Annotated in this window: 7 protein-coding genes; 6 read left to right on the forward strand and 1 reads right to left on the reverse strand. The window is 60.3% G+C overall.

Annotated elements, in window-relative coordinates; translation table 11 throughout:
• Positions 1 to 215 precede the first annotated feature (215 nt).
• From ND528_RS12925 to argR, 6 genes are all read left to right on the forward strand, one after another.
• On the forward strand, positions 216 to 989 hold the full coding sequence (locus tag ND528_RS12925; RefSeq protein WP_024014020.1) for an ABC transporter substrate-binding protein: 774 nt from the start codon (positions 216 to 218) through the stop codon (positions 987 to 989).
• Positions 990 to 1,080: 91 nt separating this feature from the next.
• The gene (locus tag ND528_RS12930) at positions 1,081 to 1,770 is read left to right on the forward strand and encodes an ABC transporter permease (protein WP_016773583.1); all 690 of its coding nucleotides are present in this window, start codon (positions 1,081 to 1,083) and stop codon (positions 1,768 to 1,770) included.
• Positions 1,767 to 2,465, forward strand: coding sequence for an ABC transporter permease (locus ND528_RS12935; protein ID WP_130911161.1), 699 nt, complete (start codon positions 1,767 to 1,769; stop codon positions 2,463 to 2,465). Before ND528_RS12930 ends, ND528_RS12935 begins: the two co-directional genes overlap by 4 nt.
• Before the next feature lies 1 nt (position 2,466).
• A complete protein-coding gene (locus ND528_RS12940; RefSeq protein WP_137213949.1) occupies positions 2,467 to 3,579 on the forward strand; it encodes a succinylglutamate desuccinylase/aspartoacylase family protein in 1,113 nt (370 codons plus the stop codon).
• 27 nt (positions 3,580 to 3,606) lie between these two features.
• Entirely contained in the window at positions 3,607 to 4,371 is a 765-nt protein-coding gene (locus ND528_RS12945; RefSeq protein WP_003227281.1) for an ABC transporter ATP-binding protein, read from the forward strand.
• 246 nt (positions 4,372 to 4,617) lie between these two features.
• Positions 4,618 to 5,598 carry a transcriptional regulator ArgR gene (gene argR / locus ND528_RS12950; protein ID WP_024014018.1) on the forward strand — a complete coding sequence of 327 codons (981 nt, stop codon included), beginning with the start codon at positions 4,618 to 4,620 and terminating at the stop codon, positions 5,596 to 5,598.
• A gap of 7 nt (positions 5,599 to 5,605) precedes the next feature.
• On the opposite strand, the gene ND528_RS12955 is transcribed toward argR, so the two are convergent.
• Complete coding sequence (locus ND528_RS12955; RefSeq protein ID WP_263470478.1) at positions 5,606 to 13,387, reverse strand: dermonecrotic toxin domain-containing protein; 7,782 nt, start codon at positions 13,385 to 13,387, stop codon at positions 5,606 to 5,608.
• Positions 13,388 to 13,522 lie beyond the last annotated feature (135 nt).

A 13,522-nucleotide genomic window follows, 5' to 3' on the forward strand; every position in this document is an offset into this window, starting at 1 on the left:
CGGTGCATCTGTAATTAGTTGTCGCATTGAAGAAATATCGGCTTCGGGCCTGTCGTTAGAATGCCGATCACTCGCTCATCGTGGCTGACGTTGAAATCGCCTGCGGTTTCAACGGGAAATTTCCGCCGATGCGCAACCGATTTCCGATTCACCCATTCGCATATTGGGCTGTCGCTCACTCTGCCGTTTTTGCCCTTTACCGATGGAGTCCCAAGATGAAGAAACTTGTGCTGCTTGGCGCCCTGGCACTGTCCGTGCTGTCGCTGAATGCCGTCGCTGACGAAAAACCTGTGAAGATCGGCATCGAAGCGGCTTACCCTCCATTCGCTTCGAAAGCACCGGACGGCAGCATCGTCGGTTTCGACTACGACATCGGCAACGCGCTGTGCGAAGAGATGAAGGTCAAGTGCGTGTGGGTCGAGCAAGAGTTCGACGGTCTGATCCCGGCACTGAAAGTGCGCAAGATCGACGCGATCCTGTCGTCGATGTCGATCACCGAAGATCGCAAGAAGTCGGTCGACTTCACCAACAAGTACTACAACACCCCGGCGCGTCTGGTCATGAAGGCCGGTACTCAGGTCAGCGAAGGTCTGGCTGAGCTGAAAGGCAAGAACATCGGCGTACAGCGTGGCTCGATCCACGAGCGTTTCGCCCGCGAAGTTCTGGCTCCACTGGGCGCCGAGATCAAGCCGTACGGCTCGCAGAACGAAATCTACCTCGACGTGGCTGCCGGTCGCCTCGACGGTACCGTGGCTGACGCGACCCTGCTGGACGATGGTTTCCTGAAAACCGACGCCGGCAAAGGTTTCGCGTTCGTTGGCCCGGCCTTCACCGACGTCAAATACTTCGGCGACGGCGTAGGTATCGCAGTGCGCAAGGGCGACGCCCTGAAAGACAAGATCAACACTGCCATCGCGGCCATCCGCGAAAACGGCAAATACAAAGCAATCCAGGACAAGTACTTCGCCTTCGACATCTACGGCAAGTAAGACGTCTCTGCGACAAGTCCGAAATGGCGCAAGCAACAGAATCTCTGCGGTTTGCGCCATTTTTTCATCCCAACTTTCGAGGACCTGAATCATGTTGAAAGGCTACGGGGCTGTCATCCTCGATGGCGCATGGCTGACGCTTCAGCTCGCCTTGTCGTCCATGGCTCTGGCCATCGTTCTCGGGCTGATCGGTGTCGCGTTGCGCCTGTCGCCGGTGCGCTGGCTGGCGTGGCTGGGCGACCTGTATTCGACGGTGATCCGCGGCATTCCCGACCTGGTGCTGATCCTGCTGATCTTCTACGGCGGTCAGGACCTGCTCAACCGCGTCGCGCCAATGCTCGGCTATGACGACTACATCGACCTGAACCCGCTGGCCGCCGGTATCGGCACCCTCGGTTTCATCTTCGGTGCGTACCTCTCGGAGACCTTCCGTGGCGCGTTCATGGCGATCCCCAAGGGCCAGGCCGAAGCGGGCATGGCGTACGGCATGAGCAGTTTTCAGGTGTTCTTCCGGGTGATGGTGCCGCAGATGATTCGTCTGGCGATTCCCGGCTTCACCAACAACTGGCTGGTACTGACCAAGGCCACCGCGCTGATTTCCGTGGTCGGTCTGCAAGACATGATGTTCAAGGCCAAGCAGGCGGCAGATGCCACGCGCGAGCCTTTCACCTTCTTCCTCGCAGTGGCGGCGATGTACCTGGTGATCACCAGTGTCTCGTTGCTGGCATTGCGTCACCTTGAGAAGCGCTACTCGGTAGGCGTAAGGGCGGCTGATCTATGATCTTCGACTACAACGTCATCTGGGAGGCACTGCCGCTGTACTTCGGCGGCCTGCTGACCACCCTCAAACTGCTTGCGCTGTCGCTGTTTTTCGGTTTGCTCGCGGCGTTGCCGCTGGGGCTGATGCGCGTCTCGAAAAACCCGCTCGTCAACGGCGCCGCGTGGCTGTACACCTACGTGATTCGCGGCACTCCAATGCTGGTTCAGCTGTTCCTGATCTACTACGGTCTGGCCCAGTTCGAAGCGGTACGCGAAAGCTTCCTGTGGCCGTGGCTGTCCAGCGCAACGTTCTGTGCCTGCCTGGCTTTTGCGGTCAACACCAGCGCCTACACCGCGGAAATCATTGCCGGCAGCCTCAAGGCCACGCCGAACGGTGAGATCGAAGCGGCCAAGGCCATGGGCATGTCGCGCTTCAAACTGTACAAGCGCATTCTGCTGCCGTCGGCCCTGCGCCGCGCGCTGCCGCAGTACAGCAACGAAGTGATCATGATGCTGCAGACCACCAGTCTGGCGTCGATCGTGACCCTGATCGACATCACTGGCGCGGCACGTACCGTCAACGCGCAGTTCTACCTGCCGTTCGAGGCGTACATCACCGCTGGCGTGTTCTACCTGTGCCTGACCTTCATTCTGGTCAAGCTGTTCAAGCTGGCCGAGCGTCGCTGGTTGAGCTACCTCGCGCCACGGAAGCACTGATATGCAACGCATCGACCACGTATTGCCGTGGAGCCATCTGGGCAGCGAGCGCAAGGTTTCGGTTTTCCGTTTCGGCAGCGGCGAGCGCAAGGCCTACATCCAGGCCAGCCTGCACGCCGATGAACTGCCGGGCATGCGCACTGCCTGGGAGCTGAAAAAGCGCCTCGGCGAACTCGAAGCGCAAGGCTTGCTCAACGGTGTGATCGAGCTGGTGCCGGTGGCCAATCCGATCGGTCTCGGGCAATTGCTGCAAGGCAATTTCCAGGGCCGTTTCGAGGCGGGCAGCGGCAAGAATTTCAACCGTGACTTCGTCGAGCTCAGCGCGCCGGTCGCGACGGCGCTGGGCGAAAAACTCGGTGATGATCCGCACGCCAACGTGCGCCTGATCCGCCAGGCAATGGCCGACCACTTGGCCGGCTTGCCTGAAGCGAGCAGCCAGTTGCAGGGGATGCAGCGTGTGCTGCTCAGCCACGCCTGCACCGCCGATGTGGTGCTGGATCTGCACTGCGATGCCGAAGCCGCGCTGCACATGTACGCGCTGCCGCAGCACTGGCCGCAGTGGCGTTCGCTGTCGGCGCACCTGAACGTCAAAGTTGGTTTGCTCGCAGAAGATTCCGGCGGCAGCTCGTTCGATGAAGCCTGCTCCTTGCCGTGGCTGCGCCTGTCGCGGCAGTTCCCCGATGCGCAGATTCCGCTGGCGTGTCTGGCGACGACCATCGAACTGGGCGGCCAGGCCGACACCGGCCGCGTCGAAGCCGAGGCTTACGCCGAAGGCATTCTGGCGTTCCTTGCCGAGCAAGGCCTGATCACTGGCGAGTGGCCGAACCCGATACACGAAGCGTGCGAAGGCATGCCTTTCGAAGGCACCGAATTGTTGTTCGCGCCGCACCCCGGTGTGGTGAGTTTTTCCCGCAAGCCCGGCGAATGGGTCGAGGCGGGCGACGAGATTTTTCAAGTGATCGACCCTGTGTCCGATCGGGTCAGCACGGTATGTGCTGGTACGTCCGGGGTGCTGTTTGCCATTGAACGGCTGCGCTATGCCCAACCCGGTTTCTGGCTGGCCAAGGTGGCGGGGCGCGAAGCGCTGCGTCACGGGCGCTTGCTCAACGACTGACTGACTGTTTTTGTGAGAACCGACCGCATGTACAAACTTGAAGTCCAAGACCTGCATAAACGCTATGGCAGTCACGAAGTGCTCAAGGGTGTGTCCCTGAAAGCCGCCGCCGGCGATGTGATCAGCATCATCGGCTCCAGTGGCTCCGGCAAAAGTACTTTCCTGCGCTGCATCAACCTGCTCGAGCAGCCGCACGCGGGCAAGATCCTGCTCAACAACGAAGAGTTGAAACTGGTGGCGAATAAGGACGGCGCGCTGAAAGCCGCTGACCCGAAGCAGCTGCAGCGCATGCGTTCGCGCCTGTCGATGGTGTTCCAGCATTTCAACCTGTGGTCGCACATGACCGCGCTGGAAAACATCATGGAAGCGCCAGTGCATGTGCTTGGCGTGTCCAAGGCCGAAGCCCGCGAAAAGGCCGAGCATTACCTGAACAAGGTCGGCGTGGCCCATCGCAAGGACGCGTTCCCGGGGCACATGTCCGGCGGCGAGCAGCAGCGCGTGGCGATCGCCCGTGCGCTGGCGATGGAGCCGGAAGTGATGCTGTTCGACGAGCCGACTTCGGCCCTCGACCCGGAACTGGTCGGCGATGTGCTGAAGGTGATGCAGGCGCTGGCGCAGGAAGGTCGCACCATGGTTGTGGTGACACACGAAATGGGCTTCGCCCGTGAAGTGTCGAACCAGTTGGTGTTCCTGCACAAAGGCGTCGTCGAAGAAAGCGGCAACCCGCGCGAAGTGCTGGTCAACCCGCAGTCGGAGCGCTTGCAGCAGTTTCTGTCGGGCAGCCTGAAATAAATCAGGACTGCCGTTGTGCACCAGATTAGGTCATGCTTCGCGACCTGAAGCCTGACCCAGATCCCCTGTAGGAGCTGCCGAGTGCAACGAGGCTGCGATCTTTTGATCTTGTTTTTCGAAAATCAAAAGATCGCAGCCTTCGGCAGCTCCTACATGGATCTGTGTCGGACTCAGGATTTGTATTCATTTCCGGGCTAGCATTGGCCCATGCCTTCATCACCGTTGTTCGTTTCGGATTGCCCGCCCATGACTGCCCATCGAATTGGTTTCCTGATTTGGCCCAGTACTAAAGCGTTGACGCTGGCGCTGGCGGAGGAGGCCTTGCGTGTTGCGCAGCGGGTGCACCCGGACGTGGTTTACGAACTGTCGTTCCTGCAGGCCGAGCCGCAGAGCGAAGGGGCCTGGCAATTGCCCGGCGAACCCTGGGCCGGCAAGCTCGAGAATTTCCAGAAACTGTTCCTGCTCGCTGACGAGCCACCGACCACCCTGGCGCCGGCGCTGAGCAGTGCGCTCAAGCAACTGGTGCGTGCCGGTTGCGTGATCGGTGGGCTGTCGGCCGGTGTCTATCCCTTGGCCCAGCTCGGTTTGCTCGACGGTTATCGCGCCGCCGTGCACTGGCGCTGGCAGGACGATTTTGCTGAGCGCTTCCCGAAAGTCATCGCCACCAGTCATCTGTTCGACTGGGATCGCGATCGTCTGACCGCTTGTGGTGGCATGTCCGTGCTCGACCTGCTGCTGGCGGTGCTGGCCCGCGATCACGGTGCGGAACTGGCCGGCGCAGTCTCGGAAGAACTGGTGGTCGAGCGCATCCGCGAGGGCGGTGAGCGTCAGCGCATTCCATTGCAGAATCGCCTCGGCTCCAGCCATCCGAAGCTCACCCAAGCGGTGTTGCTGATGGAAGCCAACATCGAAGAGCCGCTGACCACCGACGAAATCGCCCAGCATGTGTGCGTATCCCGTCGGCAGTTGGAGCGGATCTTCAAGCAATACCTCAACCGCGTGCCGAGCCAGTACTACCTGGAATTGCGCCTGAACAAGGCCCGGCAGATGTTGATGCAGACCAGCAAGTCGATCATCCAGATCGGCCTGTCCTGTGGCTTCTCCTCGGGGCCGCATTTTTCCAGCGCCTATCGCAATTTCTTCGGTGCCACGCCGCGCGAAGATCGCAACCAGCGGCGCAGCAGCAGCCCGTTCGAATTGTCGTCAGTACCGCCGGAGCGCGGCTGACAGCGCGTCAGTCAGGGTCGCTCGGCGGTAACGGTCGCTCCTCGCCATCGGAAAAATCCGAATCCATGAAATCGTCAAATTCATTCCAGGCGGGAGTACTCGATGCGCGCGTCTCGATGTCGTGCGCGCCAAGGGCCGTGTTGTACCTGTCCAGACGTTGCTGACTTTCCGCTTGCAGCGGATTTGCGCTGAAATCGTACTCGGTCATCATGATGTCGGGACGGGACGGAAACCTGGACGGCAACGCCCTGATTCTGTTGTTGGACAGGTCAGCCTTGCGCAACTGAGTCAGCCGGAACAAGCCAGCGGGCGGCATGGTCAGGCCGGTGTTGCTCAGGTCCAGCAACTGAAGGTCGGGAAAGTGGATCAGATCGGGGCTGTGCCCCAGTGGGTTGTTACTCAAATCCAGAGAACCGAGATTTTTCAGCGGTGCGAAAGCCTCTGCCGTGCGGGCAGTCATTGCGATCTCACAGCCCGAGAGGTTCAGGCTACTCAGGGTTTCGAGGCCAAAGACCGGCGCAGGAACCCGACGTAACGGGTAATTGCGGATATCCAGCACCCTGAGCCGGGGAAACAGCTCCAGCAAGCGATCGACGGGAGGAGGAGTGCTCGCCGTGCTGGTCAGCCGCAATTGGTCGATGTAATCGAAACGCCCAGACAGCGGCGGCAGCTCGCCGGTGAACGAAAGGTCGCAGACGAACTCGCCGTCCATGGGGTTGACCGGGAAGTGCCGCAGGCGTTTTTCCAGGTTGTCCTTGAAGCGTTGGCGCTGGACGACTTGCTCGCGCCACGCTTCATTTTCCGGCACGCCCTGGTTAACCGAATCAGTGGGCGTTGCATTGACCCAGGCATCAAGACTGCCGAGTAACGAGGTGAGCTCGGTCTGCCGACGCAGCAGTTCGCTGCGTCCGTCCGCCATTGAACCGGGCAGGCGATAGACCAGGTCATTGGCATCGAAGGCAGTCAACCCCGGGTACAGCGTCTGGGCCAGATCGAGATCCGCCTGTTCGGCCCAGACACCGAAATTGTCGTCCTTGAGCAGGTAGCATGACTTGATCTGTTCGCGCGAGGTGGCAGACAGTGGATTGGCAGCCAGATCCACGCCGCGGTTGGCGAAAGCCGTGAGATCCTCAGGTAATCCGATGATGTTGTTTTCGCCCAGCAGCGCCGTTTTCAGGCGCGCAGGTCGATCCAGCCCGGCGGGCACACGCTCGATTCCCGTGCGGATCAGATCGATGAAGGTCAGGTTGGCAAGCGTCGATACATCGGGCGTCTGGCCCAGCGGATTACCGAACAGATCCAGCGCCGTCAGGCGACTCAGGGTCGACAACGTGGCTTGTCCGGCAGTATCGAGGGTGATATTGCATCGGCTGAGCATGAGCGTTTCAAGCGAAGGCATGCGCTCCAGCGCTTGCGGGATTCGGCCCAGTGCGAAACCAGGCAATTCCAGTCCCTCCAGCCCAGTGAAGCAATCGAGAAAGCCATCGGCAATACTCAGCTGTGGATTGCCCTGGATTTTCAGGTGCGTGATCTGGCTGAAATCGGCGCTCAGTTGTGGCAGTTCGCCGACGAATGGAGCCTCGGTAGTCAAGACTTCCAGGCGCAGATCCGGCATGTCGATACGACTGCCGCGCCAGAGATCCTCAAGACTTTCGCTGAACTGGTTTCGCGCCTCAAGTTGCGCTGCTCTTTGCTGCGCGGTCCAGAGTTGGCCCGTTGTCGGATCATGACTCGGTACGCGCTGCTGCCACGCTTCGAGGTCGCTGAGCAGTCGGGTCACTTCGGCTTCCCAGCTCATCAGTTGCGCCGTACCTGCCTGCAATGTGCCGGGGAGGCGATAGATCATGTCGATGGCCATATCGTCTCTCAAGTGCGGGAACACTCTGCGCGCCATCGCAACGTCATTCGGGGCGGGCAGTATGCCGAAGTGGCGATTGTGTTCGGCATGGTAGGTCTTGATTCGCTCGCGAGCAGCCAGAGACAGCGGATTGCCGGCCAGCCGCACGCCGGCGGTGCGATTCGGATTTGCGCTGAACAATGCTTCCGGCAACTGTGTGATCTTGTTGTCGTTGAGATACAGGGACTGCAAAGCCGGGTGTTCGGCAATACCTTCGGGCAGAGACGAGAGATTGCAACGGGTCAGAAAAGCGTCCTGCAATGCCGGCAGCGTCTGTAGATCGGGTGTCACGGTCAGTGGATTGTTGCTCAGGTCCAGACGCTTGAGCTTGCTCAGCGACACGAGCACATCATGTCCGGCGGAGGTGTAGTTGATGGCGCAGCCGTCCAGGCGCAGCTGTTCGATATTGTTCAGGTTGGCGATGAAGGGCGGAATTTCATTCAGCGCGAATTTCTTCATTTGCAGCACCCGCAGCTCGGCAAAGGACTCCACGAACGTGTCTATGCCGGTGATCGCTGCATTGCCCGTCAGCTTCAGGGTTGAGACATGGCTGAAGTCGACGTTCAGGCGAGGCATCTGGCCGACGAATTTCAGATCGGTCACAAGGGCCGTGCTGCGCTTGCCGTCCACTTTGGACCGCTGGCGCCAGAAAGCCTCCAGGTCTTGCTTGAATGCGGTCCGTGCCGAATGCTGTTGCGCCTGCTCCATTTCCGAAAGCTCACGGCCTGTGATCGGATGCGTGGACGGCGTTTCCTGCACCCAGCGCTCGAGATCCAGTTGCATCTGCGCCAGCTCCGCTTTCCAGCGAAGCAGTTGCGCGCGGCTGTCGGCCAGATTGCCCGGCAGATCGTAGATCATGCCGCTGGCCTTCTGCTGATCGAGATTGGCGAACAATTCCTGCGCCAGGCCAATGTCCTCGTCGGCGGCCATGACATGGAAGTCCTTGCGATGGCTGCGATAGTAGGTCTGGACGTTGTCGCGCGCCTCGGTCGACAAGGGATTGTCGGAAAGATCAATGCTGCCGCTGCGCTCGGCAGGCAGATCGAACAGGGCGTCCGGTAATTGCGTGATGCGATTGCCGGACAGAATTGCGGAGCGCAGATTCGGGTGGCTGGCCAGTCCATCCGGGACAACGCTGAGGCCGCTGTTGGACAGGTCAATGTCCCACAGCCGGGGCAACAGGTTGAGGTCGGGGAAGGTTCCCAACGGGTTATCGCTCAGATCCAGTTGGTGCAGATGGTCGAAAGACAGCAGCGCCGCCTGATTCTCCGGAGTCAACAGCACGCCGCAGTTTTTCATCTGCAGTTGGAACAGACGAGTCAGCGTATTCATCGGCAACGCCTTCGGTTCGAGTTCGAAGTTGTTCAGCTTGAGCCTGGTCAGTTGGGGGAAGCACTCCAGAAACGGCGCGATCGCCGAAATCTCCCGATTGCCAGTCAGGGTCATATCGTAAACGTGCTCGAAGTTTGCGCTGAGCACGGGCATGTCACCACTGAACGCAGCGCTGGCCTCAAGACTGCCCTCGCGAGTGGACACGGATCTGCTGCGCCAGAACTGCTCAAGTTGTTGCGCGAAGCTCCGCCTGGCATCCAGCTCACGCGTCTGTTCGGCGATCGGCAGGCGTTCACCTGTTTCAGGGTGAAACGTGGCCGCCTGGTTGATCCATTGGCTGAGTTCCAGGTTCAACTGGCTGACCTCGGCTTCCCAGAGCGCCAACTGGGCACGGGCCTCAGTCAGTGTTCCGGGCAAGCGGTAGAACACTTTGGTGGCTTGCTCCTCGTTGAGGTCAGGGAACAGTGCGATGGTGCGCTGCAGATCTGCGCTCTCCGGACGAATGTCGAAGTGTCGGCCGGAATATTCATGGAAGTTTTTCACGCGTTCGCGCGCCGCTGGGGTCAGCGGGTTGTCAGCGAAGGTGAAGTTATCGCTCAAGGAGGGGGGCAAATTGAAGAACCCTTCGGGCACCGCTGTCAGGCGATTGCCATCGAACTGGCCGGAACTCAGCCGAGGATGATCCAACAGGTCATCTGGCAGACTATGTATGCCGGTCCGCGACAAATTGACGTAACGCAACGAGGGCAACGCGTGCAGGTCGGGTGGCAAACCGAGGGCGTTGCCCTGCAGATCGAGGATGGTCAGCTGTGGCATGGAGGCGAGCACTGCCTGCGTGGTGATCGTAAGGCTCAGCCCGCATTTGCGCATTTTCAGTTCGCGCAGATAAGGCATGTGTGTGAGTGCCTGAGGCAGCGACGGCAGCCTCAGGTTTTGTGCATCGAGAATCCGTAATCGCGGAAACTGTCGCAGAAAACTGTCCAGTGAGCCCGGCGTGGCGCCGCCATCAAGGATCAGGGTGGTGATATGCCTGAGGTCAGCCGACAGCGTGGGCAGGTCGCCGATGATCGGGTGCACAAGCTTCATGGCGTGACCTGATGCCATGGCGTAATCATCGAGGTCGGTAGGGTACTCCCGACGCCAGCCTTTGAGGATTTCTTCCCTGAGCAATCGTCGGTTCTGGATTTCCGCGCGTTTCTGCACCGGAGTGAGTGCAATGCCGGTATCGGGATGACTGAGGGGCGGGTTGTTGGCCCAGACATGCAGCTCGTTCTGTAATTGCAGGTATTCATCCTGCAGCCGCTGGATCTCAGCGCGCTGGCCCAGCGGACTGGCGCGCATGTTCTGCTCCACTGTGCTGATCTGCAGGTCGGTCAGCTTCGGGTAAAGCGCACGGATGTCCTGCCGGTAGCCTTCCAGGATTTCCTCATCGCTTTGTTCAACTCGGGAATAACCGTCGCTGCCCAGCAGCCTTAGCGTATCGAAGACCGGTGGCCGAATCGGCGTCTCCTGTAGCACGACGCGCAGCTCTTCACGTTCCATGGCGCGTTCGCGGATGGCGGCTTTCAGCACGTTGCCCTGGCCCACCCTGATATTGAGACTGCTGCGCTCACTGTCGGGCAATGCGTACAACAGGCTGGAATGGAAATCGCCGAATGAGTGCAGTGCCTGGCCGCGGTCGTCGAAGGGCTGATAGCGCCCGTCATCGCGCCTGACCAGTACCTTTTGTTCAGGCGCGTCCTCGCGCCCGATGCTGTCGACCACCGGACCCTCGTAGCGACCGTCGCGGATTTCGATCCGCACATCGCCGCTCCAGCCCGGCAGGAATTTCAGGCTGTGCAGCGACAGCGAGTCGGAATCGGGATTTTTCACCGAGTCCAGTTCGAGCCCCTCGTAGGCCCGGGTCATGCGCACTTCCTGGCTGGCCAATTGCATCAGTTCCTGTTGGCGCGGTGGCAGCTGTCCATCGCTGATCTGTAGCAGTTCACCCCCCGTGGCAGTGTCGAGCAGCTCGCGGGTGACGCTCGCTGGTAATTCGGGGTTGTGAGTCTTGAGCTGTTGCGCCAGCGGATCGTCGAGGTGCTGCAAGGCTCGATAGCGGGATTCGAACAGTGTGCTTCGGTGCGTTCTGGCGAGCTCGACCACTTGCTTGCGCAGGGTCTGGCAGCGCACGTCCAGTGGCGGTGTCGCGGTGAAGGGTTCGGCGAGCAGTGCCTTGATCTGTGCTTGATCGAGAACCGAAAGCAGGCTTTTGAGCAGGTCGCCGCCGATCAGTTGGTCCTGACGCAACTCCGTCAACGGCAGGCTTTCGTCTGCGCTGGACTGCCAGAGCAGCTCGCCCTTGCGATCGATCAGGCGCAGGCGCTGGTTGCTCGGCCAGCGGCCATGTTCGCTGAGCAATTGCAGTTGAGTGACCTGGTCGGCGCGCAGAAATTCTTGCGCAACGTCGCTGTCGAGTTGATCGATGAAGCGCTGCAACTGCTGGTCAAGCTTGAAGCGCTGGATGCTGTCGGCCAGCAGCGGCGGGACTTTCTCCTGATTCACATGCATTTTGCGCACGGCATCTTCGCTGCTGCCGCTGACCTGAAGAATGGTTTTGCGCTCGGCCGGGGTAAAGCTCTCTACCGCCGGGCCGATGCGCCGCAGTGCGGTCTCGCCGTCCCATTCCACGGGGCGTTCGAGCTCGGTGTGCCAGGCCCCGTCGCCGTTGTGCCGTACCACAGGCTGATAAGCGTCGGGGCGAGTCGGATGTTCGATGCGGTACTGGCCGGGCACTGTGTGTTCCTGCACGGAGAAATGCGCATCTTCGAGCGGCAGCAACTGTTTGTCCTGATGTGGATGCAGGCCCAGTGCGGTCGGTTGCGAATCCGGTTCGGGCCGGGCCGGGTATTCGTAGCGCTCGAGATCGGGTTGCCAGTAGCGGGTTTCACCATTGGCGAGTTTTACCGATTTGAAACGGTCGATAAACGCTACGACTTCCTTGGGCAAGACGTTGCGAAACTCAGCCGAGGCAATCGCACCGCCAACCGCAAACATGCCCAACTGGATCAGCGATTCCACGGTGCCCATCAGATGTTCGAAGGCTTCGGTGGTGCGGCCCTGCGCCCATTCGATGATGCCTTCGAACGCTTCGTCGAGCATCTGGTAAGCCATGTACCCCATCATGACTTCGCCCAACACCGGTACGAAGGGGGCGACGATCAGTGCGGCGGTCTGGGCGATCGTGGAAATGATGTCGACCACCGAGTCCCAGAACGCCCAGCGTGCCTTCTGGTCGACTGCTGCGGTGGGCACGGCGATGCTGCGGCCGTCATTGAAGATCTTGTTCAGTTTCGTCTGATAGAGGTGCTGCCACAGGTCGTCCTGAAACGGCACCAGCGCAGTCTGCAGATCGGGTCGCTCCACAGGCGCCTCGCGCCAGGCCGGCAGGGAGCTGCCGGGTTCGTGGGGATGCCACTTGATTTCGCTGAGACGGCTGTTGAGGGTGCCGAAGAAAAATCCGCGCTGTTCATGATTGACGAAGCGGCTGAAGAACCGCTGGTACTCCCTGGAGCGCAACTGGCGCGTCAGTTCAACGACCATTTCCAGCGGCGAGGCATATTCCTTGAACGGGTGCTCGGGATCGTCCGGCACATAGGCCACGATCCGCGCGTTGGTTCGCGACACGGTCAAGTCCGGCCCGAAGACGACGATGCCGGTCAGTGGCGCGCAGAGCATCGTCACGTCATGGCACAACAAGGGCGCACCATGGATGTAGATGCCTTTCATGCCATCGAGCAGGGCCTCGACCAGGCGCACTGCGTTCTCTGACACATCGCGGTTCATCCGTGCCCATTGCAAAGCGGCTTTCATGGCAGCCTTCTCGCTGGCGTCCAGCTTGCTGCGCAATACCGAGGCGATCATGGGATCGGAGTAGCCGAGATTTTCTTCCAGGCTGGCTTGATACTTCGCGCCGACATCCAGTCGGCGACACAACTGGGTGAACGCGGCGATGCTCATCGTTGATTTGATCGCGGGCAAGGTGTCGAACTGTCCCGTCGTGGTCGGTGGCGTGGTGAAAGTTGACTCGGCTTCGAAGGCGTCGGTGCGGGTTTCCTTGTCTTCAAAGTTATGCAATGCGGCGTCGAGCAGCGAAATGCTCCACACCCTTGCGCCGGTCTTGATAGGGAACCAGGGAGTGGTGGCAGGGATGTACAAACGCACATAGGTGTTTCTGACATCCAGATCCAGATCGAAAGCGCGTTTCAGTTCTGCCTTGAGCAGGGGCTCGGCGAACGCTGCCGCGTCCTGCAAATGCTCCAGGCTTTTATCCACTTCACTCTGGGCACTGATGTGCGCGGCATTCAGACTTTTCATCTGCGCATGCTGCTCGGCTGGAGCGGTCTTGAGCGGTTCGGGCAGTTGCGGGACGCTCTTCTTCAGTGCGTCTCGCCGTGTGGCCGAGATGTCGCCCAGCCAGTCGGGGATCGCCTTTTTCAGCGGTTGGTAATGCTCAGCGGGATGTCGCGCGTCGTTGGCGACAGTCGGGGTTGCCGGTGGGTGTCCTTCAGACAGGTGCATGGCCATTCCTTGGCGTTGGGAAGAGCCCTCAGCAAATCAGCAGCCAGCGCACCTCGTGCGGTACATATTTATGTCTCTGCCGCGAGGCTGACTTGGTATTCTGCGCGGCCTGCCGCAAATCGGCCGCGCCCGGTA

Origin of the sequence: Pseudomonas mercuritolerans (genome assembly GCF_025706525.1) — a bacterium.
In the GTDB taxonomy this organism is placed as follows: Bacteria; Pseudomonadota; Gammaproteobacteria; order Pseudomonadales; family Pseudomonadaceae; genus Aquipseudomonas; species Aquipseudomonas mercuritolerans.